This window comes from Pseudomonas bijieensis, assembly GCF_013347965.1.
Lineage (GTDB): Bacteria > Pseudomonadota > Gammaproteobacteria > Pseudomonadales > Pseudomonadaceae > Aquipseudomonas > Aquipseudomonas bijieensis.
Genome location: NZ_CP048810.1, coordinates 5,315,257 through 5,341,063 on the forward strand (window position 1 = coordinate 5,315,257; position 25,807 = coordinate 5,341,063).

Annotated in this window: 25 protein-coding genes and 2 pseudogenes; 11 read left to right on the top strand and 16 right to left on the bottom strand. The window is 60.5% G+C overall.

Going from position 1 to position 25,807, the window contains the following annotated elements; genetic code table 11:
* The first annotated feature begins 5 nt into the window (after window positions 1-5).
* On the top strand, window positions 6-1,904 hold the full coding sequence (gene cysN, locus GN234_RS23440; protein ID WP_109754883.1) for a sulfate adenylyltransferase subunit CysN: 1,899 nt from the start codon (window positions 6-8) through the stop codon (window positions 1,902-1,904).
* A gap of 179 nt (window positions 1,905-2,083) precedes the next feature.
* Here cysN and GN234_RS23445 read toward each other — a convergent pair whose 3' ends face one another.
* From GN234_RS23445 to GN234_RS23455, 3 genes are read right to left on the bottom strand one after another with little or no spacing between them, the layout of a single operon-like run.
* Window positions 2,084-2,992 carry an acyltransferase gene (locus GN234_RS23445; RefSeq protein ID WP_163856736.1) on the bottom strand — a complete coding sequence of 303 codons (909 nt, stop codon included), beginning with the start codon at window positions 2,990-2,992 and terminating at the stop codon, window positions 2,084-2,086.
* The gene (pta, locus tag GN234_RS23450; protein WP_109754881.1) at window positions 2,993-5,092 is read right to left on the bottom strand and encodes a phosphate acetyltransferase; all 2,100 of its coding nucleotides are present in this window, start codon (window positions 5,090-5,092) and stop codon (window positions 2,993-2,995) included. It abuts the gene before it with no gap.
* Window positions 5,093-5,150: 58 nt separating this feature from the next.
* Window positions 5,151-5,489, bottom strand: coding sequence for a DUF3565 domain-containing protein (locus GN234_RS23455; RefSeq protein ID WP_109754940.1), 339 nt, complete (start codon window positions 5,487-5,489; stop codon window positions 5,151-5,153).
* On the opposite strand from GN234_RS23455, the gene GN234_RS23460 reads away from it, so the two are divergent.
* The 3 genes and pseudogenes from GN234_RS23460 to GN234_RS23470 all read left to right on the top strand — a co-directional run bounded on the left by GN234_RS23460 (window position 5,458) and on the right by GN234_RS23470 (window position 7,898).
* A complete protein-coding gene (locus GN234_RS23460; protein WP_003205467.1) occupies window positions 5,458-5,943 on the top strand; it encodes an FKBP-type peptidyl-prolyl cis-trans isomerase in 486 nt (161 codons plus the stop codon). The two genes, GN234_RS23455 and GN234_RS23460, sit on opposite strands and share 32 nt — an antisense overlap.
* Before the next feature lie 121 nt (window positions 5,944-6,064).
* Window positions 6,065-6,547, top strand: a complete 483-nt coding sequence (locus GN234_RS23465) for a glutathione peroxidase (protein WP_109754880.1) — start codon at window positions 6,065-6,067, stop codon at window positions 6,545-6,547.
* A gap of 246 nt (window positions 6,548-6,793) precedes the next feature.
* Window positions 6,794-7,898 (top strand): annotated as a pseudogene (locus tag GN234_RS23470) (NADH:flavin oxidoreductase).
* A 118-nt stretch (window positions 7,899-8,016) separates the two neighbouring features.
* Here GN234_RS23470 and GN234_RS23475 read toward each other — a convergent pair.
* Both GN234_RS23475 and cysZ read right to left on the bottom strand, forming a co-directional pair.
* Window positions 8,017-9,217, bottom strand: a pseudogene (locus tag GN234_RS23475) (glycosyltransferase family 4 protein).
* A 40-nt stretch (window positions 9,218-9,257) separates the two neighbouring features.
* Window positions 9,258-10,013 carry a sulfate transporter CysZ gene (cysZ, locus tag GN234_RS23480; protein WP_109754877.1) on the bottom strand — a complete coding sequence of 252 codons (756 nt, stop codon included), beginning with the start codon at window positions 10,011-10,013 and terminating at the stop codon, window positions 9,258-9,260.
* Window positions 10,014-10,323: 310 nt separating this feature from the next.
* Here cysZ and trxB point away from each other — a divergent pair, with 310 nt between their 5' ends.
* Window positions 10,324-11,286: a thioredoxin-disulfide reductase gene (gene trxB / locus GN234_RS23485; RefSeq protein ID WP_003205459.1), complete on the top strand. Its 963-nt coding sequence runs from the start codon at window positions 10,324-10,326 to the stop codon at window positions 11,284-11,286.
* A 181-nt stretch (window positions 11,287-11,467) separates the two neighbouring features.
* Here the strand turns inward: trxB and GN234_RS23490 are convergent, their stop codons facing one another.
* The 7 genes from GN234_RS23490 to GN234_RS23520 all read right to left on the bottom strand — a co-directional run bounded on the left by GN234_RS23490 (window position 11,468) and on the right by GN234_RS23520 (window position 16,070).
* Window positions 11,468-12,718 (bottom strand): 2-aminoadipate transaminase, encoded by a 1,251-nt coding sequence (locus GN234_RS23490; protein WP_109754876.1) that lies wholly within the window; start codon window positions 12,716-12,718, stop codon window positions 11,468-11,470.
* A gap of 300 nt (window positions 12,719-13,018) precedes the next feature.
* Window positions 13,019-13,357, bottom strand: a complete 339-nt coding sequence (locus GN234_RS23495) for a HopJ type III effector protein (RefSeq protein WP_176689150.1) — start codon at window positions 13,355-13,357, stop codon at window positions 13,019-13,021.
* The gene (locus GN234_RS23500) at window positions 13,350-13,646 is read right to left on the bottom strand and encodes a DUF1244 domain-containing protein (protein WP_063324421.1); all 297 of its coding nucleotides are present in this window, start codon (window positions 13,644-13,646) and stop codon (window positions 13,350-13,352) included. The genes GN234_RS23495 and GN234_RS23500 overlap by 8 nt, the downstream gene beginning before the upstream one ends.
* Before the next feature lie 104 nt (window positions 13,647-13,750).
* Window positions 13,751-14,122: a dihydroneopterin triphosphate 2'-epimerase gene (gene folX, locus GN234_RS23505; protein ID WP_003178065.1), complete on the bottom strand. Its 372-nt coding sequence runs from the start codon at window positions 14,120-14,122 to the stop codon at window positions 13,751-13,753.
* Entirely contained in the window at window positions 14,123-14,683 is a 561-nt protein-coding gene (folE, locus tag GN234_RS23510) for a GTP cyclohydrolase I FolE (protein ID WP_109754874.1), read from the bottom strand.
* A 20-nt stretch (window positions 14,684-14,703) separates the two neighbouring features.
* Window positions 14,704-15,414: a dihydromonapterin reductase gene (gene folM / locus GN234_RS23515; protein ID WP_116833426.1), complete on the bottom strand. Its 711-nt coding sequence runs from the start codon at window positions 15,412-15,414 to the stop codon at window positions 14,704-14,706.
* Window positions 15,415-15,509: 95 nt separating this feature from the next.
* Window positions 15,510-16,070, bottom strand: a complete 561-nt coding sequence (locus tag GN234_RS23520) for an antibiotic biosynthesis monooxygenase (RefSeq protein ID WP_116833425.1) — start codon at window positions 16,068-16,070, stop codon at window positions 15,510-15,512.
* 209 nt (window positions 16,071-16,279) lie between these two features.
* On the opposite strand from GN234_RS23520, the gene GN234_RS23525 reads away from it, so the two are divergent.
* Window positions 16,280-17,239, top strand: a complete 960-nt coding sequence (locus tag GN234_RS23525) for a MerR family transcriptional regulator (RefSeq protein ID WP_163856757.1) — start codon at window positions 16,280-16,282, stop codon at window positions 17,237-17,239.
* A 1-nt stretch (window position 17,240) separates the two neighbouring features.
* Here GN234_RS23525 and GN234_RS23530 read toward each other — a convergent pair whose 3' ends face one another.
* A complete protein-coding gene (locus GN234_RS23530) occupies window positions 17,241-17,846 on the bottom strand; it encodes a hypothetical protein (RefSeq protein ID WP_109754870.1) in 606 nt (201 codons plus the stop codon).
* A gap of 54 nt (window positions 17,847-17,900) precedes the next feature.
* Complete coding sequence (locus tag GN234_RS23535) at window positions 17,901-18,374, bottom strand: PAS domain-containing protein (protein WP_109754869.1); 474 nt, start codon at window positions 18,372-18,374, stop codon at window positions 17,901-17,903.
* Between the two features lie 154 nt (window positions 18,375-18,528).
* Here GN234_RS23535 and GN234_RS23540 point away from each other — a divergent pair, with 154 nt between their 5' ends.
* The 4 genes from GN234_RS23540 (at window position 18,529) to GN234_RS23555 (ending at window position 21,978) form a co-directional block, all read left to right on the top strand.
* Window positions 18,529-18,984 carry a flavodoxin gene (locus GN234_RS23540; RefSeq protein WP_109754868.1) on the top strand — a complete coding sequence of 152 codons (456 nt, stop codon included), beginning with the start codon at window positions 18,529-18,531 and terminating at the stop codon, window positions 18,982-18,984.
* 135 nt (window positions 18,985-19,119) lie between these two features.
* Window positions 19,120-19,902, top strand: a complete 783-nt coding sequence (locus GN234_RS23545; protein WP_176689151.1) for a class II aldolase/adducin family protein — start codon at window positions 19,120-19,122, stop codon at window positions 19,900-19,902.
* A complete protein-coding gene (locus tag GN234_RS23550) occupies window positions 19,902-20,804 on the top strand; it encodes an alpha/beta fold hydrolase (RefSeq protein WP_176689152.1) in 903 nt (300 codons plus the stop codon). Before GN234_RS23545 ends, GN234_RS23550 begins: the two co-directional genes overlap by 1 nt.
* Window positions 20,805-21,066: 262 nt before the next feature.
* On the top strand, window positions 21,067-21,978 hold the full coding sequence (locus tag GN234_RS23555) for an SDR family oxidoreductase (RefSeq protein WP_134925770.1): 912 nt from the start codon (window positions 21,067-21,069) through the stop codon (window positions 21,976-21,978).
* 44 nt (window positions 21,979-22,022) lie between these two features.
* On the opposite strand, the gene GN234_RS23560 is transcribed toward GN234_RS23555, so the two are convergent.
* Both GN234_RS23560 and GN234_RS23565 read right to left on the bottom strand, forming a co-directional pair.
* The gene (locus tag GN234_RS23560) at window positions 22,023-22,787 is read right to left on the bottom strand and encodes an N-acetylmuramoyl-L-alanine amidase (RefSeq protein ID WP_176689153.1); all 765 of its coding nucleotides are present in this window, start codon (window positions 22,785-22,787) and stop codon (window positions 22,023-22,025) included.
* A 205-nt stretch (window positions 22,788-22,992) separates the two neighbouring features.
* Entirely contained in the window at window positions 22,993-23,244 is a 252-nt protein-coding gene (locus GN234_RS23565; protein ID WP_176689624.1) for a bacteriocin immunity protein, read from the bottom strand.
* A 768-nt stretch (window positions 23,245-24,012) separates the two neighbouring features.
* Between GN234_RS23565 and GN234_RS23570 the strand changes: the two genes are divergently transcribed.
* Entirely contained in the window at window positions 24,013-25,806 is a 1,794-nt protein-coding gene (locus GN234_RS23570; RefSeq protein WP_176689154.1) for a DUF1302 domain-containing protein, read from the top strand.
* The last annotated feature ends 1 nt before the right edge of the window (window position 25,807 follow it).

Sequence of the window (25,807 nt, forward strand, 5' to 3'; positions counted from 1 at the left end):
CTGTCATGTCGCATCAATCTGATTTGATCAGCGAGGACATCCTCGCCTACCTGGGCCAGCATGAGCGTAAAGAGCTGCTGCGCTTTTTGACCTGCGGTAACGTCGACGACGGCAAGAGCACCCTGATCGGGCGCCTGCTGCACGACTCCAAGATGATCTACGAAGATCACCTGGAAGCCATCACCCGCGATTCGAAGAAAGTCGGCACCACCGGTGACGACATCGACCTGGCGCTGCTGGTGGACGGCCTGCAGGCCGAGCGCGAGCAAGGCATCACTATCGACGTTGCGTACCGTTACTTCTCCACCGCCAAGCGCAAATTCATCATCGCCGACACGCCCGGCCATGAGCAGTACACCCGCAACATGGCCACCGGTGCCTCCACCTGTGACCTGGCGATCATCCTGGTAGACGCCCGCTACGGCGTGCAGACCCAGACCCGTCGCCACAGCTTCATCGCCTCGTTGCTGGGCATCAAGCACATCGTCGTGGCCATCAACAAGATGGACCTCAAGGACTTCGACCAGGGTGTGTTCGAGTCGATCAAGGCTGACTACCTGAAGTTCGCCGAAGGCTTGAAGATGAAGCCCACCAGCATGCACTTCGTGCCGATGTCTGCCCTCAAGGGTGACAACGTGGTGAACAAGTCCGAGCGCTCGCCGTGGTACACCGGCCAGTCGCTGATGGAAATCCTCGAGACCGTGGAAGTGGCGGGTGACCGTAACTTCACCGACCTGCGCTTCCCGGTGCAGTACGTCAACCGTCCGAACCTGAACTTCCGCGGCTTCGCCGGCACCCTCGCCAGCGGCATCGTGCACAAGGGCGACGAAGTGGTGGTGCTGCCGTCGGGCAAGAGCAGCCGCGTGAAATCCATCGTCACCTTCGAAGGCGAGCTGGAGCACGCCGGTCCTGGCCAGGCGGTCACGCTGACCATGGAAGACGAGATCGACATCTCCCGTGGCGACCTGCTGGTGCATGCCGACAACGTGCCGCCGGTGACCGACAGCTTCGAAGCGATGCTGGTGTGGATGGCCGAAGAACCGATGCTGCCGGGCAAGAAATACGACATCAAGCGCGCCACCAGCTACGTGCCGGGCTCGATTGCCAGCATCGTCAACAAGGTTGACGTGAACACCCTGGAAGAGGGACCGGCCAGCGCGCTGCAGCTCAACGAAATCGGCAAGGTGAAGATCGCCCTCGATGCACCGATCGCCCTGGACGGTTACGAGAGCAACCGCACCACCGGCGCGTTCATCGTCATCGATCGTCTGACCAACGGCACGGTCGGCGCCGGCATGATCGTCGCCCAGCCGCTGGCCCATGGCAGCAGCACGCACCACGGAAAACTGGCTCATGTGTCGGTTGAAGAACGCGCCCAGCGCTTCGGCCAGCAACCGGCCACGGTCTTGTTCAGTGGCCTGTCGGGCGCCGGCAAGAGCACGCTGGCCTATGCGGTGGAACGCAAGTTGTTCGACCTGGGCCGTGCAGTCTTCGTCCTCGATGGCCAGAATCTGCGCCATGACTTGAACAAAGGCCTGCCGCAGGACCGTGCCGGGCGCACCGAGAACTGGCGTCGTGCGGCCCACGTGGCCCGTCAGTTCAACGAGGCCGGCTTGCTGACCCTCGCTGCGTTCGTTGCGCCGAACGCCGAAGGGCGTGAGCAGGCCAAGGACCTGATCGGTCGGGAGCGTTTGCTGACGGTCTATGTCCAGGCCTCGCCAGCGGTCTGCGCCCAGCGTGATCCGCAAGGGCTGTACGCCGCTGCTGGTGACAACATCCCGGGCGAATCCTTCCCGTATGACGTGCCGCTGGATGCCGACCTGGTGATCGACACCCAGTCGCTGACGCTGGAAGAAAGCGTCAAGCAGGTGTTGGATCTGCTGCGCAAGCGTGGAGCGATCTAACCAACGCGGCAGTCAATAAAAAGCCCGCAGGTGAGCAATCATCTGCGGGCTTTTCATTTATCTGGAGCCAACTCGGTTAACTGTGGGGAGCGAGCCTGCTCGCGATAGCGGTGGGTCAGTCTCCATTTATCCACGCTGAGACACCGCAATCGCGAGCAGGCTCGCTCCCCACAAGGGATTCAGTGGCGGTTCGGATACTCGCGATGCATCTGCGCAAGCAGCGCATCCTTGTCCTGCCACAACTGGTTGATCCAGCCCTGGAACTCCAGGCGGTACACACCGTCCTGATCGTAGTTCTTGCCAATGAACTGCGGCGGGATCTTCAGTTCCTGGAAATGCACCACCACCTCTTCCACGTTGCCGCAGAGCAAATCCCAATACCCTGGACGACCGCTCGGATAATGGATCGTCACGTTGATGATCGACTCCAGTTGCTCACCCATGGCGTCGAGTACAAACGCGATGCCGCCGGCCTTGGGCTTGAGCAGGTAGCGAAACGGTGACTGCTGCTGGGCATGTTTGCCTTCGGTGAAGCGCGTGCCTTCGACGAAGTTGAAGATGCCCACCGGATTGTCGCGAAACTTCGCGCAGGTCTTGCGGGTGGTTTCCAGGTCCTTGCCCTTCTTTTCCGGATGCTTTTCCAGGTACGCCTTGGAATAGCGCTTCATGAACGGGAACCCCAGCGCCCACCAGGCCAGGCCGATCACCGGCACCCAGATCAGCTCCTGCTTGAGGAAAAACTTCAATGGCCGGATGCGCCGGTTCAGCACGTACTGCAACACCATGATGTCGACCCAGCTCTGGTGGTTGCTGGTGACCAGGTATGAGTGTTGGTAGTCCAGCCCTTCCAGGCCGCTGAGGTGCCAGCGGGTGCGGCGTAGCAGGTTCATCCAGGCCTTGTTGTTGCTGATCCAGGTTTCGTGGATGTGGCCCATCAACCAGTCGGTGCAGCGCTGGGCAGCGGGGAAGGGCAGTAGCAGTTTGAAAATCGCCACGATGAACAACGGCGTGCAGCAGGCGATGGTATTGAGCGCCAACAGCAGCGAGGCAATCACGCCCCGCAGTGGGACAGGCAGGAAATCCAGCATTTAAATATCCAGGGGTCGGTTGGCGGCTTGGATCGCGGTCAGGGCGATGGTGTACACGATGTCGTCGACCTGGGCGCCGCGCGGCAAGTCGTTCACCGGTTTGCGCAGGCCTTGCAGCATCGGCCCGAGGCTGACGCAATCGGCGCTGCGTTGCACGGCCTTGTGGGTGGTGTTGCCGGTGTTCAGGTCCGGGAAGATGAATACCGTCGCCCGACCGGCCACCTGGCTGTTGGGTGCCAGTTGCCGCGCCACGGTTTCGTTGGCGGCGGCGTCGTATTGCAAGGGGCCGTCGATCAGCAAGCCGTGTTGCGCCTCGTGGGCCAGCAAGGTGGCTTCGCGGACTTTCTCCACTTCCTCGCCACTGGCTGACTCGCCGCTGGAATAGCTGAGCATCGCCACCCGTGGGGTGATGCCGAACGCGGCGGCCGAGTCGGCGCTTTGCAGGGCAATTTCCGCCAGTTCCGCCGCGCTGGGGTGCGGGTTCATCACGCAGTCGCCATACACCAGCACTTCTTCGGGGAACAGCATGAAAAACACCGAAGACACGAGGGAGCAACCCGGCGCGGTCTTGATCAGTTGCAGGGCCGGACGGATGGTGTTAGCAGTGGAGTGGATGACCCCGGACACCAGCCCGTCCACCTCGTCCAGGGCCAGCATCATGGTGCCGATCACCACGGTATCTTCCAACTGCTGCTCGGCCATCGGTGCGTTCAGGCTTTTGCTTTTGCGCAACCTCACCATCGGTTCCACGTAACGCTCGCGAATCGAATCGGGGTCGAGAATCTCCAGCCCTGGCGGCAACTCGATGCCTTGGGCACGGGCCACCGCCTCGACGTCGGCCGGTTTGGCCAGCAACACGCAGCGGGCAATGCCGCGGGCCTGGCAAATGGCGGCGGCCTGGACGGTCAACGGTTCGCTGCCTTCGGGCAGCACGATGCGCTTGTTGGCAGCCTGGGCGCGCTGGATCAACTGGTAGCGGAATACCGCCGGCGACAGACGCATTTCCCGTGGCGTGCCGCAGCGCTGGTGCAGCCAGTTGGCGTCCAGGTGGCTGGCGACAAAATCGGTGATGATCTCCGCACGTTCGCGGTCATCGATAGGAATTTCCTTGTTCAGTCCGTTGAGCAGGTTGGCGGTGTCATAGGAGCCGGTGCTCACCGACAGCACCGGCAGCCCGGCCTGCAAGGCGCCTCGGCACAGGTCCATGATGCGTGGGTCGGGCAGGGTATCGCTGGTCAGCAGCAAGCCGGCCAGCGGCACACCGTTGAGCGCTGCCAGGCTCACCGCGAGGATGATGTCGTCGCGATCGCCGGGAGTCACCACCAGCACGCCGGGCTTGAGCAACTCCACGGTGTTGCGCATGGTGCGCGCGCAAATGATGATGTTGCTCATGCGCCGGGTTTCGTAGTCGCCGGCATTGAGCACCTGGGCGCCCATCAGGTCGGCCACGTCGCGGGTGCGCGGGGCGTTGAGTTCAGGGCGAAACGGGATGCAACCGAGCAGGCGGAAATCGCCGCTGCGCAACAGCGGCGAGTGCTCCTTGAGGCGTGCGGAAAACGCCTCCATGCTTTCGTCGGCGCGGACCTTGTTCAGGATCACCCCGAGGACTTTCGGATCTTTCGGCCCACCGAACAGTTGCGCCTGCAATTCCACCCGGCCGGACAGCTCGGCCAGCACTTCGTTTTCTGGCGCCGACACCAGGATGACTTCGGCGTCCAGGCTCTTGGCCAGGTGCAGGTTGACCCGGGCGGCGTAGCTGGCGCTGCGGGTCGGGACCATGCCTTCGACCACCAGCACGTCTTTGCCGATGGCGGCCTGTTGGTAAAGGGTGATGATTTCTTCCAGCAACTCATCGAGCTGGCCGTCGCCGAGCATGCGCTCGACATGCGCCAGGCCCAGGGGCTGTGGCGGCTTGAGGCCGTGGGTACGGGCCACCAGTTCAGTGGAGCGCTCCGGCCCGGTATCACCGGGGTGAGGCTGGGCAATGGGTTTGAAAAAGCCGACTTTCAGCCCGGCTCGTTCGAGGGTACGCACCAGCCCGAGGCTGATGGAGGTCAGACCCACACCAAAATCGGTGGGCGCGATAAAAAAAGTTTGCATGCGGATTCTCTAAAGGTGCATGGCAAGGGCGAGGCTATAACTGCCGTCTACCGTCAATTCAGTCGCCAAGGTTATCGCTAACCGGGCCCTGCGCGCACCAGCCGCAATCAAAGGGCTGGCCTATTTTTTCAACGCGTTGCGCCGGATCCAGCACCCAGGCCCGGGACTGCCACGGCGGCTGGTGGCGCAGATGCTGGGTGTGGCCACAGGACAGCTCGGCCACCCAGTGTCCGTCCTCGTCCTGATGCAAACCCGTGACCGTCGGTCTGTTCGAGCAGGCCCGTTTGTCCGGGTTCCGTTCGCTTTCGGGCAAATCCTTGTTTAGACTTGTCCGTTCTTCATTCTTATGCAAAAGGTCTCGCCCCATGCTGATCGCCGCCAATAAGGCTGTCTCCATCGACTATACCCTGACCAACGACGCTGGTGAGGTCATCGACAGCTCTGCCGGCGGCGCTCCGCTGGTCTACCTGCATGGCGCAGGCAACATCATCCAGGGTCTGGAAAAAGCCCTGGAAGGTAAAACGGTCGGTGACGACCTGAACGTTACCGTCGAACCGGAAGACGCCTATGGCGAGTACTCCGCCGAACTGGTCAGCACCCTGAGCCGCAGCATGTTCGAAGGCGTGGATGAGCTGGAAGTGGGCATGCAGTTCCACGCCTCGGCGCCCGATGGCCAGATGCAGATCGTCACCATCCGCGACCTGGAAGGCGACGACGTCACCGTTGACGGCAACCACCCGTTGGCCGGCCAGCGCTTGAACTTCAAAGTCAAGATCGTCGACATCCGTGATGCCAGCCAGGAAGAAATCGCTCATGGTCACGTCCATGGCGAAGGTGGTCATCACCACTGATTTCTGCGCTACGCTCAAGTGACCAGTGAACTGAAAAGGCGCCATGCGGCGCCTTTTTAGTCGGTTGCTGTTAGCATCACCCATGGCTGTTTCGAAAAGATCCGCAAACCTGGAGTTCGTCATGAGTGCTTTTCACGACCTTAAACTCAAAGCCCTGGATGGTCAGGAGCTTGCTCTGGCACCGTTCAAGGGGCAAGTCGTGCTGGTGGTCAACGTCGCCTCCAAATGTGGCCTGACGCCTCAGTACGCGGCGCTGGAAAATCTCTATCAGCAATACAAGGCCAAAGGCTTTACCGTCCTGGGCCTGCCCTGCAATCAGTTCGCCGGGCAAGAGCCCGGGACCGAGCAGGAAATCCAGGAGTTTTGCAGCCTCAACTATGGCGTGACGTTCCCGCTGTCCAGCAAGCTGGACGTGAACGGTCATGATCGTCACCAGTTGTACCGCTTGCTCGCGGGCGAGGGGGCCGAGTTTCCCGGGGACATTACCTGGAACTTCGAAAAATTCCTCCTCGGCAAGGACGGCCGGGTGTTGGCGCGATTCTCACCGCGCACGGCGCCGGATGATCCTGCCGTGATCCAGGCGATCGAAAAAGCGCTGAGCTGAAGCCAGGCACTGGACTTCGTGGCGAGGGAGCTTGCTCCCGCTCGGTTGCGCAGCAACCGCAAAAAAGGGGCCGCTACGCAGCCCAGCGGGAGCAAGCTCCCTCGCCACAGATGTCGCATTGAGCCATCGCCTCACTGCTCCCTTTTGATCCTTAATCATTCAAATCAATAGTGCTACCCAGCGCCGTCCATGCTCCATATTATCGTCGTCATATCCGATCTGTGACTTCGTCCCGTGGAGTGCCTCATGCCTGTAAAAGCCCTGTTCAAACCTTTCCACCTCGGCGCGTTCGAGTTGCCGACCCGGGTGGTGATGGCGCCGATGACCCGTTCCTTTTCGCCCGGTGGCGTACCCAATGCCAAGGTGGTCGAGTATTACCGTCGCCGCGCGGCGGCTGGGGTCGGCCTGATCATCACCGAGGGCACGACGGTCGGGCACAAGGCTTCCAACGGCTACCCGAACGTGCCGCATTTCTATGGCGATGCGGCTTTGGCCGGCTGGAAGAAAGTGGTGGATGCAGTGCACGCCGAAGGCGGCAAGATCGTTCCGCAGTTGTGGCATGTGGGCAACGTGCGCCGCCTTGGCACCGAGCCGGATGCCAGCGTGCCGGGTTATGGCCCGAGCGAGAAACTCAAGGACGGCCAGGTGGTGGTCCACGGCATGACCCAGACCGATATCGACGAGGTCATCGCTGCGTTTGCCCAAGCGGCAAAAGATGCCCAGGGCATCGGCATGGACGGCGTGGAAATCCACGGTGCCCACGGCTACCTGGTGGACCAGTTCTTCTGGGAAGGCAGCAACCAGCGTACCGACGGTTACGGCGGCACCCTGGCCAACCGTTCGCGCTTTGCGATCGAATTGATCCGTGCCGTGCGCGCCGCGGTGGGCGAGGGTTTCCCGATCATTTTCCGGTTCTCCCAATGGAAGCAGCAGGATTACACCGCGCGCCTGGTGCAGAGCCCCGAAGCCCTGGGCGAATTCCTCAAGCCGTTGTCCGACGCCGGCGTGGATATTTTCCACTGCTCGACACGGCGCTTCTGGGAGCCGGAGTTCGACGGTTCCGAACTGAACCTGGCCGGCTGGACCCGCAAACTCACCGGCAAGCCCACCATCACTGTCGGCAGCGTCGGCCTGGATGGCGAGTTCCTGCAGTTCATGGTCAACACCGACAAAGTCGCGCAACCGGCCAGCCTGGAGAAGCTGCTGGAGCGCCTGAACAATGATGAGTTCGACCTGGTGGCGGTGGGGCGCGCGCTGCTGGTGGATCCGGACTGGGCGCAAAAAAGTGCGTGAAGGGCGCGAGCAGGAGATCTTGCCATTCAGTCGTGAGGCGTTGATGACCCTGGTTTAAGCGGCGCCTTCCAGGGCCTCATCGCGGGCAAGCCTTGCTCCCACAGTATTATCAGCTGTTCACAAGTAATGTGTTCACTGAAGTCCCATGTGGGAGCAAGGCTTGCCCGCGATGCTTTTCAGCGTGGCGACACTGCTTGTGGCAACGGCAGTTCGCTCTGACAAACCCCGCGCAACTGCGCCTCGAACTGCTCGATCACCGACGCCCAGCCCTGGCGGCTGGCGTGTTGGCGGGCATTGAGCCGCACGCACCGTAAGGCCTCGCGCTCATCCAGCAACCAGCGGGCCGCGTCGCAGAAGGCTTCTTCATCCCCCCGGCATTGCAAGTACGCCGTTGTAACCATGACGGATGTGTTGCGCCGCCGCGGCCTGATCGTAGGCCACCACGCCCAGCCCGGACGCCAGCGCCTCCAACACCACGTTGCCGAAGGTTTCGGTCAGGCTCGGAAAGACAAACACATCCCCGGACGCATAATGGCTGGCCAGCGCTTCGCCGCGTTGCGAGCCACAAAAGATCGCTTCAGGCAGTTCCTGCTCCAGCGCGGACCTTTGCGGGCCGTCGCCGACCACCACCAGTTTCATCCGTCGCTGCGGGAAAGCGCTGCACAGTGTGGCGAAACAGCGCTTGAGCAACCCGAGGTTTTTCTCTGGTGCCAGGCGTCCGACATGGAACACGGCGATGTCGTCGTCGCCCAGGCCCCACGCCTCACGCAGGCTCGCTGAACGCTTGATCGGATGGAACAGTTGACTGTCCACGCCGCGAGACAGCAGTGCCACGCGCTCGAAGTGGCGTCGCTCCAGTTCCAGGCGCTGGCTGAGGCTGGGCACCAGGGTCAGGCTGGAGCGGTTGTGAAACCAGCGCAGGTAATGGGTGAGCCCGCGACTCAACAGCCCGAGGCCGTACTGCTGGGTGTATTGCTGGAAGTTGGTGTGGAAACCACTGACCACCGAGATGCCCAGGCGTCGTGCCGCGCGCAGTGCCGACAAACCCAGCGGCCCTTCCGTGGCGATGTACAGTACGTCCGGACGATGGCGTTTCCAGCGCCTGAGCAGTTTGTGCATGGACGCCTGGCCCCATTGCAAACCCGGATAGCCCGGTAGCGGCCAGCCCCGGCACAGCAGCAACTGCTCGTCACTGGCCTGGCGTCGGTCGTCGACCTGGCGAGGCCGTATCAGTTCGACTTGATGCCCACGGGCACGCAGGCCGTCGTACAGGCGGCCCAGGGTATTGGCCACGCCATTGATTTCCGGCGGGAAGGTTTCAGTGATCAGGGTAATGTGCAGGGGTGTGGTCATGACCCCAGTGTCGACCGGGGCCATTTCGTCATTGTGACGCCAGGATGATGGATTTGTGACCGACTCAGCCCTGCCGGGCCAACGCGGTCTCGGCGCCTTGCTCGCGCACCCAGAACAACGTCGCCCCAGCCACCGCCGCCGGCATCATCAGGATGTTCACCACTGGGATCAGCAGCACCAGGTACACGCTGCCGCCAAAGCCCAGGCTCTGCCAGCGTTTTTCCCGCAGCCAGGCGAGCATCTCGTTCCAGCCCAGCTTGTGGTTGTCCGCCGGGTAGTCGATGTACTGGATCGCCATCATCCACACGCCGAACAGCAGCCACAGCGGTGCCGCCACCAGGTTGACCACAGGGATGAACGACAGCACGAACAGCCCCAGGGCGCGGGGCAGGAAGTAGCCAAGCTTGCGCGCTTCCCGGCCAAGGGTACGCGGGATCATGGCGATCAACTCGCCCCAACTGAACGCCGGGAAGTCGTCTGTGCCGCGGACGACCACTTCGACTTTCTCCGCGAGAAAACCGTTGAACGGTGCGGCGATGATGTTGGCGAGCATGGTGAAGGTGAAAAACACCATCAGTACGACGAGCACCACGAACAGCGGCCAGAGAATGTAGCTGAGGAAACTCAGCCAGTCCGGCAGCGACGGCATCAGCGTATCGACCCACAGGCTGAACTGATGGCCGGCCAGGTAAATCAAGCCGACGAACAGCACCAGGTTGATCGCCAGGGGCAAGAGCACGAACAGGCGCAGGCCCGGGCTCAAGACCAGCTTGAGGCCTTCTCGCAAATATTGCGGGCCGGACAGGACGGGGGCGGGCATAGGTGGCTCCGAGCGAAGGTGAACGCGCCGACCTTACCGGCTTTGCCCCGCCTGGGAAAGCGGCGACATGGCGTGTAACAACGTTTCTTGCGCTGAAGGCGCCTATTGGAAGGACCGCTGAGCATAGAGCTCACCTATGAGCTGGATTGTTAAACCGTATTTCCTTAATCTTCGCTCCCTCGATACGCTGCACCCATTCTTTTTCAGGACTGTCGAAACCAGCCTTCCCCAAGTGCGTCAACGGTCCTTTTTTATTCACGCCGCTCACCCGGCGTTCCGGCCCTCAAGGTCCGGTCAACAGGAGCAGGTCATGTCTGAAGTGCGTCATTCGCGAGTGATTATTCTCGGTTCCGGCCCTGCCGGTTACAGCGCTGCGGTTTATGCGGCCCGTGCCAACCTCAAGCCGCTGCTGATCACCGGCATGCAGGCCGGCGGTCAATTGACCACCACCACCGAAGTCGACAACTGGCCGGGCGACGTCCACGGCCTGACCGGCCCGGCGCTGATGGAGCGCATGAAAGAACACGCCGAGCGTTTCGAGACCGAAATCGTTTTCGACCACATCAATGCCGTGGATTTCGCCGCCAAGCCCTACACCCTGACCGGCGACAGCGCGACCTACACCTGCGATGCCCTGATCATCGCCACCGGTGCCAGCGCTCGTTACCTGGGCCTGCCGTCGGAAGAAGCCTTCATGGGCAAAGGTGTTTCCGCCTGCGCCACCTGCGACGGTTTCTTCTACCGCAACAAGCCAGTGGCAGTGGTCGGTGGCGGCAACACCGCGGTCGAGGAAGCGCTGTACCTGGCGAACATCGCCAGCACGGTCACCCTGATCCACCGTCGCGAAACCTTCCGCGCCGAGAAGATCCTGATCGACAAGCTCAATGCCCGCGTGGCCGAAGGCAAGATCATCCTCAAGCTCAACGCAACCCTGGACGAAGTGCTGGGCGACAACATGGGCGTGACCGGTGCCCGCCTGAAAAACAACGACGGCAGCTTTGACGAGATCAAGGTTGACGGCGTCTTCATCGCCATCGGCCACACCCCGAACACCTCGCTGTTCGAAGGCCAGCTGGAACTCAAGGACGGCTACCTGGTGGTCAAGGGTGGGCGCGACGGTAACGCTACCGCTACCAGCGTCGAAGGTATCTTCGCGGCCGGCGACGTGGCTGACCACGTCTACCGCCAAGCCATCACCTCGGCCGGCGCCGGCTGCATGGCGGCCCTGGACACCGAGCGCTACCTGGATGGCCTGCAGAACGCTTCGTTCTGATCCATCCGCATAAAAAAAAACCGGCTTCGGCCGGTTTTTTTACTTAGGCTCCACGCAAACCTGTGGGAGCGGGCTTGCTCGCGAATGCGGTGTGTCAGTCAACACTGTGCTGGCTGATCCCCCGCATTCGCGAGCAAGCCCGCTCCCACAAGTTTTTTGGTGTGATCAGAAACACCGCATTTCAGGCCAACTTAGCCAGGCACGCTTCCAGAATATCCAAGCCCTCTTCCAACACCGCCGCCTCGGTCGTCAACGGCGCCAGCAGCCGAATGATATGCCGCGATTTACCACTGGGCATCAGCAGCAAGCCCGACTCCCGTGCCAGGGCCAGCAACTGCGTCAGTTGTGCCGAGGCCGGTGTGCCGTCGGCGTGGGCCAGTTCTATACCGCGCATCGCGCCGACGCCGGTCAGGCGGCCCAGGTAGGGCGTTAGCCCACGACGCCGCCAGGATTCGTAGCGGCTGACGATCGCCTCTTCCTGTTGCGAGCCCCAGGCGTGCAGGTTGGCGTCGGTCATTTCATCCAGGGTCGCCAGGGCGGCGGCGCAGGCGATGGGGTTGCCGGAATAAGTGCCGCCCAGGCCGCCCTTGGGCAGGTTGTCCAGCAGCGCCTTGCGTCCCACCACAGCCCCCAGAGGCACGCCGCCGGCAATACTTTTGCCCAGCAGAATCAGGTCTGGTTCGATGCCCAGTCGCGAGAACGCAAAGCGTTGGCCGGTGCGGCCGAAGCCGGACTGGATCTCATCGATGATCAGCACAATGCCCTTCTCGTCGCAGAACTGTCGCAGGGCCTGGGCGAAGGCTATGTCCATCGCCAGGAAGCCGGCTTCGCCCTGCACCGGTTCGACAATGAAACAGGCCACGTCACTCACATCGATCTCGACGCTGAACAGCCGCTCCATGGCCTTCAAGGCCTCTTCGCAGGTTACGCCGTTGTCCTGGCTGGGGTAGGGCAGGTGATACACCGGCCCGGGCAATACGCCGACTTTCTGTTTGTAGGGCGCGACCTTGCCGTTGAGGTTGAGGGTCGCCAGGGTGCGGCCGTGAAAAGCACCGTCAAACGCGATCACAGCGGTACGGCCCGTGGCACCACGCACGATCTTCAAGGCGTTTTCTGCCGCCTCGGCGCCGCTGTTGGTGAGCATGCCGCTGACCGGGTAATCCACCGGGACAAACGTCGCCAGGCGCTCCATCAACTCAATGTAGGGGGCGTGGGGAGCGGCATTGAAGGCGTAGTGAGTCAGCCGGGTCGCTTGTTCACGGATCGCCTCGACGATGCGTGGATGACAATGGCCGAGGTTCAACACACCGATGCCGCCGACGAAATCGATGTAGCGTTTACCGTTGGTGTCCCAGACCTCGGCATTTTTGCCATGGCTGAGGCTGACGGGATGCACGATGGAGATCGACTGGCTGATGGTTTCGCTGCTCATGGATGACGGCTCGGACGGAGGAGAAATTTCCGTTATCTAAGCCGCGAGCAGAGGGGAGCCGGCAAACGAAATAAAGTTGCCGGGTCAATCTTAAAAGTCGGGATGTGGTGAGGTGCCACTGACTTGGGATGTGCACTGTGGCGAGGGAGCTTGCTCCCGCTGGGGCGCGAAGCGGCCCCGAAACCTGGCAACCCGGAGTGTCAGGCAAATTGAGTTTGACTGTTTGGGGCTGCTGCGCAGCCCAGCGGGAGCAAGCTCTCCCTCGCCACAAAAGCGGACCCCGTCACAAAAGCGGGACGATCAGCGCCGTTGCAGCGGCTGCGCCTCGAATTGCACACCCGCCAGCCCATGGACCATCAGCGCGCGGATATTGCCGTGGTCACTGCCCTCGGGCGTGGCCAGCACCGAACGGTAGTGTTCGCCAAACGCCAGCAGCGCTTCTTCATCGCTCAGGCCTTCGAGCAGGGCCAGGCCCAGGGTCTTGCACGAGCCTTCGTTCTGCCCGGCGGCGTTTTGCACGCCGCCGTTGTCGAAGGCCTGGGGTTGGTAGTCGTAGCCGGCGGCGATAAAGGCCAGGGTGTCGGCGAAGGCATGTTCGCCGCTCTTGAGGCGGGTACGCAGGGTATTGAGATCAGGCATCGGGTTTTCCTTTGGCGAACGCCGCCTGTTGTTCGGCGCTGGCTTCTTTCTGGTATTGGGCTTTCCACTCGGCGTACGGCATGCCGTAGACCACTTCGCGGGCGTCGTCGAGGCTGACCTCGATCTGGCGTTCATCGGCGGCGGCCTTGTACCACTTGGACAGGCAGTTGCGGCAGAAGCCGGCGAGGTTCATCAGGTCGATGTTCTGCACATCCTTGCGGCTGTCCAGGTGGGCAACCAGCCGACGGAAAGCGGCGGCTTCGAGCTCGAGGCGTTGTTGGTCGTTCATGATGGTCTCTGACGAACAGCTTCAAGCGGCGTGCTTCAAGCTGTGGGATGGATTGCAGTGACGACAAGCTTACCGCTTGAGGGCTGCGTCTGAAAACGCGCCGCTCAGCGGCTTGCCGCAAGGGTAATCGACACCGACTCGGCGAATCGCAAGGCGTGGGGCTTGTCGACTTCGACTTCGGCGTACAGCACCGACTCGTTGGCCATGACCAGGTCGAGCAATTCCTGGGTCAGGCGTTCGAGCAGGGCGAAGCGGTTGCCTTCCACGTGGGCGATGATTGCCTTGGTAATGGTGCGGTAGTTCAGCGCATGGTCGATGTCGTTGTCGCGCACCGCCTCCTGGGCGGCGTAGAGGATGGTCAGGTTGATCAACACATCCTGCTTGTTGAGGATTTCATCCTCGTTGATCCCGATGAAGGTGCGCAGACGCAGGTCCTTGACCTTGATGCGTGCCATGGCTGGCTGAAGTTGTGGCATTTACTTGCTCCGTCGAATCAATTGCAGGAACTCCTGGCGCGTGGTGCTGGAATCGCGAAAAGCGCCGAGCATCACCGAGGTGTTCATGGTCGAGTTCTGTTTTTCGACACCGCGCATCATCATGCACATGTGCTGGGCCTCGATCACCACCGCCACGCCAGCGGCCTGGGTGACTTGCTGCACCGCGTCGGCGATTTGCCGGGTCAGGTTCTCCTGGATTTGCAGGCGGCGGGCGAACATGTCCACCAGCCGGGCGATCTTCGACAGCCCCAGGACCTTGCCCGTAGGAATATAAGCCACATGGGCCTTGCCGATGAAGGGCAACAGGTGATGTTCGCAGAGTGAATAGAGTTCGATGTCGGCGACGATGATCATTTCATCGCTGTCAGAGGCGAACAGCGCGCCATTGACGATCTGCTCGACGCTTTGTTCATAACCATGGCAAAGGTACTGCATGGCCTTGGCGGCACGAGCCGGGGTATCGAGCAGCCCCTCGCGCTCGGGGTTTTCCCCCAGGCCGATGAGGATCTCGCGGTAGTTCTGGGGCAGGGATAGCGTCATGGTGCATCCTCGAAACAAGGCTATTTGACGTGCCGCCCGCCGTTGACGGTCAGGGTCGTGCCGGTGACATAAGGGTTGTCCAGCAGATAACGCAGGCTCTGGTAGATCACTTCGCTGCCGGGTTCGATACCCAGCGCGGACTTGGCCAGGGCCTTGGCGCGGTAAGTCGCGTCGTCCTCGGGGTTGAACAGTAGCAGGGCAGGGGCGATGCCGTTGACCTTGATCGCCGGTGCGAACTTCGCCGCGAACGACAGTGTCAGGCTTTCCAGGCCAGCCTTGGTGGCGCAGTAGGCGATATGCCGGGCGCTGCCCTTGCGGGTCACGTCATCGCTGATGTGCACGATATCTGCCGGCGTTGAACGCTGCAGTAGCTCGGCGCTGTGCAGGTTGATCAGGTATGGCGCGAGCATGTGCACGCCGAACATGGCGTTGAGGGCCGCCGCTTCGCTGCCCGGACTTTCGGCCAGCCAGGCCGAGGCGTTGTGCACGATGGCGCGCAGCCGGTCGGTGTGCTGCTTGAGTTGTTCGATAAAGGCCAGGATCCCCGCTTCGCTGGATAAGTCGGCGAACAGCATCACCGCGCCCAGGTCCCGCAGCGTCTGCACGCCCGGGCGTTCGGTGCGATAGGTCGCAATCACCGGTTGCCCGTCTTCCAGCAATCGCCGGGCGCAATGCAGGCCGACGCGCTGGGCTGCGCCAGTGATCAGGATCGGAGCGGTGGCGCTGGACATAGGACGACTCGGTTCGCGGCAAGAGCAAAACTATAACAGCGCCGCAGGGTGTGTCCTATGTACAAAGGTGAATCCAGTGCTGTCTTGTGGGAGCATCAGTGATTCTGAGTCGCCGGCAACCTTCGCTGCGGCGCGCCGTTGAGCCAGTTCGCCAGCAGATGGGTCGACATCGGGATAAACAGGTAGACCATCAGCGGCGTCAGGATCAGCGTGCTGATGAACACGCGGCTCAACAAACCCAGTTCGCCCAGCAGCGGCCCCAACAGGAAATTGAACAACAGCGACACGGGAAAGAACGCGAGCCAGATGGCCACGGCCTGTTTCCAACGGGGCGGACGCTGGCCGATCGTGCCAAACCAGCCATCGATGCCACGTACCCGGTGTTCGGAGGGGTGGGCAAACAGATCGCTGCCCCGTCCCAGCCAGGCCGTGCGTGAGGCGGAGTGTTCCCAGGCGTGCAGCGTCTGCTCGTCGGCAAAACGGAAGATAATCTGGAATTCATCGTCCTGGGGCGGTGGCGCGAGTACGCCGGAACCCAGGTAGCCGGGAAAATCGGTGGCCAGTTGTTCGCCTTCGCGCAACCAGGCGATCAGATCCTGATAGCGTCCATTGGCGACGCGGCGGGCAACCATCAGGGTGACGGGTGAGGTAGACATTATGCATCTCCGTAAGACAGGCGCGGCACTCCGGGTAGGAGGTTCGCGGGGGACGCCCCGGGGTGGTGGGTAGCGTCTGGTCGCCAAAAGACAGGCAAGGATTATTCCCGATTGCGCATAAAACAACAAAACCGCGCATTATCCTTGTCATGACATGTCTTGGGGGGAGTAAACTGGGATCCAATTTCCCAGCCGGAATTGTCTCCCCAATGAGTGTGATTACAGAAGATAGCTTTGTTTTCCAGGCATCAAATGCCTTGAAACGGGAAGATCTGTTCCCCATTCGTGAAGTCGCGCGCATGACCGGCGTGAATCCGGTGACCCTGCGCGCCTGGGAGCGGCGCTACGGTTTGATCCAGCCTACCCGCACCGAAAGCGGGCATCGCCTGTACTCGTTGGGCGATATTGATAAGGTGCGCAGCATTCTGGCGTGGATCGAACGCGGGGTGGCGGTAAGCAAAGTAGGAACGATCCTGGCGAAGACCGAGTCGGTGCAACCCGTCTCCACGCTGATTTCATCCGACCTGGTCAGGGCCGATCATGCCCGTTGGCAACAACAAGTGGCGGACGCGGTGGCCTGCTTTGACGATGTGGAGCTGGATCGCGTCTACGGGCAGGTCTTTTCCACCTACACCGTCCCGGTCGTATTCCAGGACATCCTGATGCCGCTCTGGCGCCAATTGATGCAGCGTCAGCAGGCGTTCGGACAAACCAGTGAATGGGTGTTTTTCGATGGTTTCCTGCGTTCGCGCATCATCCAGCGACTCTTGTTCAAGCGCGAAGGTACGTCGCCGCGTGTCCTGGTCTGCGCCATTGCCGATCATTGCCATGAGCTGGAGTTGCTGGTCACGGGGCTGTTCCTGTCCAAGGCGGAAGTGGGCGTCAGGCTGTTATCGATCGGCCTGCCGTTCGAGGAGCTGACCTTGGTGTGCCAGAAGATCCAGCCTGTGGCATTGGTGCTGGTTTCCAATCATGCGCCGGTCCCGGACTTGCCCAAGCGCCTGGGCAAATTGGCGATGAGCCTGGATTGTCCGCTGATGCTGGCCGGTGATGCATCTGACTTGGCGCAGGAAAGCCTGATGGGCTCGTCAATCGGTTGCCTGGGCAACGAAGGAGCGGTGATGCCCCAGCGCCTGCGTCAATTTCTGGCAGGCAACCTGGATACTTGAGTTAGAGATGCATGGTTGGATGGGTCAGGCGATGTTGCTGCAGGATGTACTGGCGCAGGCGTTCCGTCTCGTCCTGGTCATTCTGGCTCAGATGGTAGGCAAACAGGCCTTGATCGGTTTCCCGTTCGAAGGTGCCTCGTAACGAAATTCTCTCGTAGCCCGATGGGCTGAACCACAAGGCAAACTGCTTCGGCGGCTTGGCACGACTGCGGTTTTCCAGCAATACGCCCTTGCAGGACACTTCGTGGACCCACAGCGGTCCCGGTTGCCCCTTGATATTTTCCAGCGCTACCGGCTCTTCGAGCGCCAGGCGCCATGGGCGAATCTTCGGTCCGTCTTCGTAGATGCTCGGCACACCCAAGCGCAGGTGCATCGCATGGAATTCGTCTTCCACCAGATGCAGCGGAAAGGTCATCTGCTGGTTTTCGAAATTGGCTTGCAGCGTAACCTGCTCATTGGCGGCCAGACGTGTCAGCAAGTCACGGATCTGCGACCCACCGTTTACCAGCAAGCTCGACGTGACATCCCGCTCGTTCAACTGCGGGTTGTGTTGCATGGTGCGGATGAAATCCAGTTCATCCTGCGTCAGGAGGGCATCGCGCTGCATGATCTGCTCGAAATGATAATTTACATTTTCACTGGTGATTGTAGTGACTGACCATTAATTCGTGGTTTTGTTTACACCGTTCGTCGCTTCAAGCCGGGCAATTGTCTCTCGTGCTTCGGCCAGCTCCCGTTCCAGCTGGGCGACGCGTTGTTGAGCCTTGACCTGGGCCGTGACATCTTTTTGCACACCCACGAAATAGGTATGCCCGTCAGCCTGGTTTTTTACCGTGGACAGCGACAACTCATTCCAGAACGGCGTGCCGTCCTTACGGTAGTTGCGCAACACCTCGCGGCAAGCACCGCCCTCTTTCAAGGCCTGGCGAATAGGCTCCAGAGAGGCTTGGTCCCGATCACCCGATTGCAGGAACCGGCAATCCTGATAAAGGATTTCGTCGCGCTGATAGCCGGTCAATCGTTCGAAGGCCGGGTTCACGTAGATCAGGATGTTGTCTTCGCCTTCTTTTTCGGCGATGACAATTCCGTCGTTCGAAGCGTTGATGACCAGTTGCATCAGTTGAGCGTTGATCATGGAGAAAATCCCCTTTGAACGTCCGTGTTGGAGCTGCATTCTAGAAGAAATCGTTAGGCTGTCCACTGGCCATTATGGCTATCGAGAGCCATTCGCAGCCAGGCAGGTGCAACTGTTACTATCCCGGTTCTTTTTCAGCTTCAGGATCAGATTGATGAAAGTCGCCATCCTTTCCGGCTCGGTATACGGCACAGCCGAAGAAGTCGCCCGGCACGCCGCCAAACTGCTTCGCGATGCGGGTTTTGACGCCTGGCACGACCCTCGCGCGACCCTGGCGGATGTCCAGGCATTCGCGCCAGAGGCGCTGCTGGCGGTGACTTCCACGACCGGCATGGGTGAGTTGCCGGACAATTTGATGCCGTTGTATTCGACCATCCGCGACCAATTGCCAGGTTTTTTTCGCGGCTTGCCTGGCGCGGTGATCGGCCTGGGCGATGCCAGCTATGGGGATACCTTCTGCGCCGGCGGCGAGCAGATGTGCGAGCTGTTCGCCGAATTGGGCGTGCGTGAAATACTGCCGATGCTGCGTCTGGACGCCAGTGAAAGCGTCACACCGGAAACCGATGCCGAGCCGTGGCTCGCGGAGTTGATCGACACGTTGCGCCCTTGAAGCGCAGGCGCTGACTCGTTCGGCCAGTAAGCTGGCTGCCAATGCAACTACCGCCTCTGAAAGACCTGACTAGACTGATTTTCTTGCGTACGACGTTTCGATCGATACCTATAACAAGAAAACAGGGGCAGAGCCGTGAGCGTAGCGCCTATCCAAACGACACTCAGTATCAAGGAACAGGTCAGTGCGGCCGAATGGCAAACCCGGGTGGATCTTGCCGCCTGTTATCGGCTTGTCGCGCTGCATGGTTGGGATGACCTGATCTTCACCCATATTTCCGCGAAGGTCCCCGGTACCGAAGATTTCCTGATCAACCCGTTCGGGATGATGTTCCATGAGATCACCGCCTCGTGCCTGGTCAAGGTCGATCAGGCCGGCAACAAGCTGATGGACAGCCCCTACGAGATCAACCCGGCCGGTTACACCATTCACAGCGCGGTGCATGAGGTGCGCCATGATGTGGCCTGTGTGCTGCACACTCACACCGCCGCTGGCGTGGCGGTATCGGCACAGAAGCAGGGGGTGCTGCCGATCAGCCAGCAATCGCTGTTCGTGCTCTCGAGCCTGGCCTATCACGCCTACGAAGGGGTGGCCTTGAATCACGAAGAAAAGGCGCGCCTGCAGGCGGACCTGGGCCAGAGCAACTTCCTGATGCTGCACAACCATGGCCTGCTGACCTGTGGCGGGACCATCGCCGATACCTTCCTGATGATGTTCACCTTCCAACGAGCCTGTGACATCCAGGTCCTGGCCCAGAACGGTGGGGCCGAACTGATTGCCATCGAGCCACAGATCCTGGCCGGCGCCCGGGCGATGATCGCCGGGGTGACCAAAAGCGCCCAGGGCATGGGCGGCGCGTTGGCCTGGCCGGCTTTGCTGCGCAAGCTCGATCAACAAGACGCCGGGTATAGAAGCTGATGCCTCCGGCGCAGATTCCCCTGCGTATCTGGCGCCAGCGCAGCCAGATCTTCATGTTCCGTGGCCATGCCATCCGTTACTGGGTGGCGGGGCAGGGCGAGCCGTTGCTGCTGATCCACGGTTTCCCCACCGCCAGTTGGGATTGGCATTACCTGTGGCAACCGTTGGCGCAACGCTACCGGGTGATCGCTTGTGACATGCTCGGTTTCGGCGACTCCGCCAAGCCGACGGATCACGTCTACAGCCTGCTGGAGCAGGCCGATCTGCAACAGGCCTTGCTGGCGCACCTGAGCGTGAAGGACGAACTGCATGTGCTAGCCCACGATTACGGTGACAGCGTGGCCCAGGAGCTGCTTGCACGGCATTACGAAGCGCGCATCCGTCTTGCCAGTTGTGTCTTTCTCAATGGTGGCCTGTTCCCGGAAACCCATCGTCCGGTCCTGGCCCAGAAACTCTTGCTCAGCCCCCTGGGCTGGCTGTTGGGGCGGGCGTTCTCCCGGGAGAGCCTGGTCAGCAGTTTCCGGCAGATTTTCGGCCCCAAGACCCGCCCCACGGAAAGCGAACTGGATGATTTCTGGAGCCTGGTAGAAGCCCATCACGGTCCGCGGATCATGCATAAACTCATCAGCTATATTCCCGAGCGCCGTGTGCAGCGCGATCGCTGGGTACAGGCGATGCAGCGCGGCGATGTGCCGTTGCGGGTGATCGACGGCGCGGTCGACCCGATTTCCGGTGAGCACATGGTGGCGCGCTACGAGGCCCTGATCCCCAACCCTGACACGGTGCTGTTGCCTGACATCGGGCATTACCCGCACACCGAGGCCCCGGTGCAGGTGCTCAAGCATTACCTGGCCTTTCGTGAGGCCATCGCCACGCCGCGCAGACAAATGGCCTGTTCATGACGACACCCTGCGGGAGCGAGCCCGGGTGGGAGCGATTGTGAATACAGAATTTTTGGGCAACAGAAATCCCTTGTGGGAGCGAGCCTGCTCGCGATAGCGGTGCTGCGGCCAGCAGGAAAATCGAATGTGCCGCCGTGGCTTGGGCCTGCATCATCCCCCCGCCTTATCGGCCACCATTCACTCGCAACCGTGTTGATTGTGACCGGCCCACTTGTGCCGGACACTCGTGCCCATTGTCCTGTCCGCCTGCTGGAGTTCTGCCATGAGTGAGTCTGTGCGCTTCGAAGATAAAGTCGTGATCGTCACGGGAGCCGGCGGCGGCCTGGGACGCGCCCATGCGCTGCTGTTCGCCAGGCAAGGCGCGAAAGTGCTGGTCAACGACCTTGGCGGCTCGGCCCAGGGCGAAGGGGCCAACGCCTCGGCAGCAGATCGGGTGGTCGCCGAAATCCGCGAGGCGGGCGGCATCGCCGAGGCCAACCACGACTCGGTGACCGATGGCGACAAGCTTGTACAAAATGCCCTCGACGCATTCGGTCGCGTCGATGTGGTGGTTAATAACGCCGGGATTCTGCGGGACAAGACGTTCCACAAAATGGACGACGCCGATTGGGACCTGGTCTATCGCGTCCACGTCGAGGGCGCCTACAAGGTGACCCGGGCCGCCTGGCCGCATCTGCGTGAGCAAAACTACGGGCGGGTGATCTTCACCGCTTCCACCTCTGGCATCTATGGCAACTTCGGCCAATCCAACTACGGCATGGCCAAGCTCGGTCTTTATGGCCTGACGCGGACCCTGGCCATCGAAGGCCGCAAGAACAATATCCTGGTCAATGCCATCGCCCCCACCGGCGGCACCCGCATGACCGAAGGCCTGATCCCGCCGCAGGTATTCGAACAACTCAAGCCTGAACTCGTCAGCCCGCTGGTGGTGTACCTGGCCAGTGAGAACTGCCAGGAAACTTCTGGCCTGTTCGAAGTGGGCGGCGGCTGGATGGGCAAGGTGCGCTGGGAGCGCAGCCTGGGGGCGGGCTTCGACCCGCGTAAAGGCTTTTCGCCCGAAGACGTCGCCGCCCATTGGCAGCAGATCTGCGACTTTGAAAATGCGGTACACCCGAACGACAACCTGGAAGCCTTGAAGGAAATGATGGCGAATCTGCAACGCCACGCCATTTAAACTTCATGGCCTGGGCCGGTTGCCGTCAGCGGCGGCAACCGTGCTCATGGAAAATACTTTTTCACCAGGGCCGCCAGGTTCGCGGCGGTCTCGATATCCATCACACCATCATATTTGGCCGGACGAAAGTGCAGCTGGAAGGCGCGCACCAGGCGCTGGAAGCCCGCGCTTGTCGTGGCCGCCGAGGTGTCATAGCCATATTTTTTGAACAGTGTGAGCAATTGTTCGCGAAGAGGGATTCCGCTGGCTTGGTAAGCCTGCAAAAAAGTCTTTTGAGTAGTGTCATCGAACCAGGCGCCGATACCCTTGAGATACAACGCGTGCCAGGGGAACATCGGACCTGGATCACTCTTTCGCCCGGCGGCGATGTCCGAATGCGCCACCACGTTGACCGGGCTGATGTCGGGGTAGCGCTTGAGAATATCCGCCGCGAGATATTCGATCGCCTCGATTTGCTGTTCCTTATAGGGCGGAAAGGTAAATTGCCCCTGGTTATCGGTCGCCAAATTGACAATTTCCACGCCGATCGAGCTGTCGTTCAGGTTGCTGCGATTCCCCCAACTGCTTACACCTGCATGCCAGGCCCGCTGGTTTTCGTCTACCAGGTTGAAAATCTGCGGTTCCTTGAAACCTGCTTTCAAATAGGTGGGATCGCAAAAGTCGGGAATCAGGTAATGGGCGCTGACCGAAGGGCCAGTCAGTGCATTGATGGACGATGTGAAGTTGCCGGCGGTGTAATGGAAAACCAAAAAACGAACGCGACTATTATGGCCTTTTTTTGAGCGATAGCTTGTATTGTTTATTTGCATTCTCGATAACTCGCTGTTCAATAAATCGAAGCGAAGTGCTGCGATTGATTTCAGCGTAACAGTGGATTTTTTATGTGCACGTAGTTGGGTTCTGGTTTTATTGTAGGAACGGGCGCTAAGAGGCTAAGGATTATTAATGATGGCGATAGAAAACCCTTTTGCTGCGCGGGCTGTCAGCAGCAAAAGGGCGTTGATTTATACAGGGTCAGGGCTGCCTGAAGCCTGGTTTTCCGTTGGCAGTACGCCAGCTTTTTATCTCATTTACTATCGCTTCTGAGCTTTCCTTACCGGGCTCTGGATAGAATAGTAAATCTGACCCGGCGGGATGTTCTGAGATTCTCTCGAATTCTAGTACTGCCTCGATATCGGCTTCTTCTGAAGGATAATTTCCCTCTGAGATTTCTACTACAAAGGCGAGGAATTCTTTCTCAGTTATGTCTGTTATTGATTTTTTAATAGTTTGGGCGCTCTATGAATTTCAATGTGTCTTTTAGGGTAGAAAAGGTGCATCTCGTTTTCTACTGATGGGAAAGGGGCCAAATACTACGGGTTCGGTAGATCAATGCGCGGTATTGTGACCCCTGCTGCTTAATCAGCGGCAGGGAGTGTTCAAATATTAGAGAGTCAGGATTGCTTGAAACACACGCGGTCGTTCATGGCTATTTGCTTAGTCCCCCATCCTGGGCGACCAAGGAAAACTATAAGTTCGATCTCTAAATGCAGGCAGGTGAGCCTTTCCGACAACACTGTAGGAAACAAGAAATTTTAACTTGGAAATAACCCCACATAAAAAAGGCCGCTGCCAAAAGCAGCGGCCTAAACATGACGTTGCAAAGGAGCTACAAACCAACGTCGCTAAGCACGGGATGATGGACCAATAAGCAATCCATCCGAATGACGGTGCGCCAGGCATGAGGGATGCCATGACGACTTGGGCTTGCAGGCCCGTTGCCCTGCAAGCCCGGCCAGCATAGGCATCGAGCCCGGTGGGAAACAGCCCGGATCCGGACATGCACCGTTGCAGGGCGCGTAACAGTCGCAGGCCGGGCATGAATATGCGCGGCGCTGATGACCCATCATCCAGACCGTCCATGCACGGCGCAAAGGCCCGCCGTGCAAGGGCTGTAATCCTTTTTAGGTACAGCGCGAATACCTCCTTGGTGCGCTTATCGCCCATGGCGTGCGGCAGTAGGGTGAAGCCTCTGTCACTCACCGGGGAAGACGCATGACAACAATAACAATGCGCGCCATCTTCAAGCCGCAGGCGCTGGCCGTCGCGGTGGCCTTGGGTTGCTGTGCCCAGGCGCAGGCCGTTTCATTCAACATTGGCGAGATCGAGGGTCAGTTCGATTCGTCGCTGTCCGTGGGCGCGAGCTGGGGCATGCGCGATGCCGACAAGGACTTGGTCGGCACGGTCAACGGCGGCCGGGGCCAGTCCTCCACCGGTGATGATGGGCGGCTGAATTTCAAGAAAGGCGAGACCTTTTCCAAAATCTTCAAGGGCCTGCACGACCTCGAACTCAAGTACGGCGATACCGGTGTGTTCGTGCGCGGCAAGTACTGGTACGACTTCGAACTCAAGGATGAAGGCCGCGAGTTCAAGGACATCAGCGACAGCAATCGCAAGGAAGGCGCCAAGTCCTCGGGGGCACAGATTCTCGATGCCTTCGTCTATCACAATTATTCCATCGCCGATTTGCCGGGCACCGTGCGCGCCGGCAAGCAGGTGGTCAGTTGGGGGGAGAGTACCTTCATCGGTAACTCCATCAACAGCATCAACCCGGTGGACGTGTCCGCGTTCCGTCGCCCTGGTGCGGAGATCAAGGAAGGCTTGATCCCGGTGAACATGCTGTTCGCTTCCCAGGGCCTGACCGACAAGCTCACTATCGAAGGTTTCTACCAGTTGGAGTGGGACCAGACCGTGGTGGATAACTGCGGCACGTTCTTCGGCAACGATGTGGTGGCCGATGGCTGCACCACTGGCTACACTGTGGGCAGCCCGGCGATTGCGCCGTTCGTGCCATTGACCCAGGCATTTGGCCAGGATATCCAGGTCTCCAGTGAAGGGGTGATCATTCCCCGTGGCGGTGACCGCGACGCCCGCGACTCCGGCCAGTGGGGCACGGCGTTGCGCTGGCTCGGCGATGACACCGAGTACGGCCTGTACTTCATGAACTACCACAGCCGTACGCCTACCGTCGGGACGACCACGGCGGGGCTCTCGACGCTGGCGGCGTTGCCGGGCATGGTCGCGATTGCCAACGGCCTGGCGCCTGGCAGCGGTGCGGGTCTGGCGCAGAGTGTGATGCTGGGGCGTGGTGGGTATTATCTTGAATACCCGGAAGACATCCGCCTGTACGGCGCCAGTTTCTCCACGACGTTGCCCACCGGCACCGCGTGGACCGGGGAAGTCAGCTATCGTCCCAACGCGCCGGTTCAGGTCAATACCAACGACCTGACCCTGGCCCTGGTCAACCCGATTGCCGGTGGCGCGGCGTCGCCCATCGCAACCGCACCGGGTGCCGACAACACCGGTTACCGGCGCAAGGAAGTGACCCAGGTCCAGAGCACCCTGACGCACTTCTTCGATCAGGTGCTGGGGGCTGATCGCCTGACCGTGGTCGGCGAGGCGGCGGTGGTGCATGTCGGTGGCCTGGAGTCCAAGGACAAGCTGCGTTATGGCCGTGATTCGGTCTATGGCCAGTATGGCTTCCGGGGTGACACCGATGGCTTCGTCACCTCGACGTCCTGGGGCTATCGCGCCCGGGCGATTCTTGATTATTCCAACGTGATCGGCGGGGTGAACTTCAAGCCCAACGTGTCCTGGTCCCATGACGTGGCCGGCTATGGCCCCAACGGTCTGTTCAACGAAGGCGCCAAGGCGGTCAGCGTTGGTGTCGATGCCGATTACCGCAACACCTACACCGCCAGCTTGAGCTACACCGACTTTTTTGGCGGCGATTACAACGTTCTCGAAGACCGCGACTTCCTCGCGTTGAGCTTCGGCGTGAACTTCTGAT

Coding starts and splice junctions, on each gene's coding strand:
- GN234_RS23570 (WP_176689154.1), top strand. CDS start 24,013: ATGACAACAATAACAATGCGCGCCATCTTCAAGCCGCAGGCGCTGGCC.
- trxB (WP_003205459.1), top strand. CDS start 10,324: ATGTCTGAAGTGCGTCATTCGCGAGTGATTATTCTCGGTTCCGGCCCT.
- GN234_RS23550 (WP_176689152.1), top strand. CDS start 19,902: ATGCCTCCGGCGCAGATTCCCCTGCGTATCTGGCGCCAGCGCAGCCAG.
- GN234_RS23465 (WP_109754880.1), top strand. CDS start 6,065: ATGAGTGCTTTTCACGACCTTAAACTCAAAGCCCTGGATGGTCAGGAG.
- GN234_RS23535 (WP_109754869.1), bottom strand. CDS start 18,374: ATGATCAACGCTCAACTGATGCAACTGGTCATCAACGCTTCGAACGAC.
- folX (WP_003178065.1), bottom strand. CDS start 14,122: ATGCCACAACTTCAGCCAGCCATGGCACGCATCAAGGTCAAGGACCTG.
- GN234_RS23445 (WP_163856736.1), bottom strand. CDS start 2,992: ATGCTGGATTTCCTGCCTGTCCCACTGCGGGGCGTGATTGCCTCGCTG.
- GN234_RS23525 (WP_163856757.1), top strand. CDS start 16,280: ATGAGTGTGATTACAGAAGATAGCTTTGTTTTCCAGGCATCAAATGCC.
- GN234_RS23555 (WP_134925770.1), top strand. CDS start 21,067: ATGAGTGAGTCTGTGCGCTTCGAAGATAAAGTCGTGATCGTCACGGGA.
- GN234_RS23540 (WP_109754868.1), top strand. CDS start 18,529: ATGAAAGTCGCCATCCTTTCCGGCTCGGTATACGGCACAGCCGAAGAA.
- folM (WP_116833426.1), bottom strand. CDS start 15,414: ATGTCCAGCGCCACCGCTCCGATCCTGATCACTGGCGCAGCCCAGCGC.
- GN234_RS23500 (WP_063324421.1), bottom strand. CDS start 13,646: ATGAACGACCAACAACGCCTCGAGCTCGAAGCCGCCGCTTTCCGTCGG.
- folE (WP_109754874.1), bottom strand. CDS start 14,683: ATGACGCTATCCCTGCCCCAGAACTACCGCGAGATCCTCATCGGCCTG.
- cysN (WP_109754883.1), top strand. CDS start 6: ATGTCGCATCAATCTGATTTGATCAGCGAGGACATCCTCGCCTACCTG.
- cysZ (WP_109754877.1), bottom strand. CDS start 10,013: ATGCCCGCCCCCGTCCTGTCCGGCCCGCAATATTTGCGAGAAGGCCTC.
- GN234_RS23560 (WP_176689153.1), bottom strand. CDS start 22,787: ATGCAAATAAACAATACAAGCTATCGCTCAAAAAAAGGCCATAATAGT.
- GN234_RS23530 (WP_109754870.1), bottom strand. CDS start 17,846: ATGCAGCGCGATGCCCTCCTGACGCAGGATGAACTGGATTTCATCCGC.
- GN234_RS23490 (WP_109754876.1), bottom strand. CDS start 12,718: ATGAGCAGCGAAACCATCAGCCAGTCGATCTCCATCGTGCATCCCGTC.
- GN234_RS23495 (WP_176689150.1), bottom strand. CDS start 13,357: ATGCCTGATCTCAATACCCTGCGTACCCGCCTCAAGAGCGGCGAACAT.
- GN234_RS23455 (WP_109754940.1), bottom strand. CDS start 5,489: ATGGAGACAGCCTTATTGGCGGCGATCAGCATGGGGCGAGACCTTTTG.
- GN234_RS23520 (WP_116833425.1), bottom strand. CDS start 16,070: ATGTCTACCTCACCCGTCACCCTGATGGTTGCCCGCCGCGTCGCCAAT.
- pta (WP_109754881.1), bottom strand. CDS start 5,092: ATGCAAACTTTTTTTATCGCGCCCACCGATTTTGGTGTGGGTCTGACC.
- GN234_RS23460 (WP_003205467.1), top strand. CDS start 5,458: ATGCTGATCGCCGCCAATAAGGCTGTCTCCATCGACTATACCCTGACC.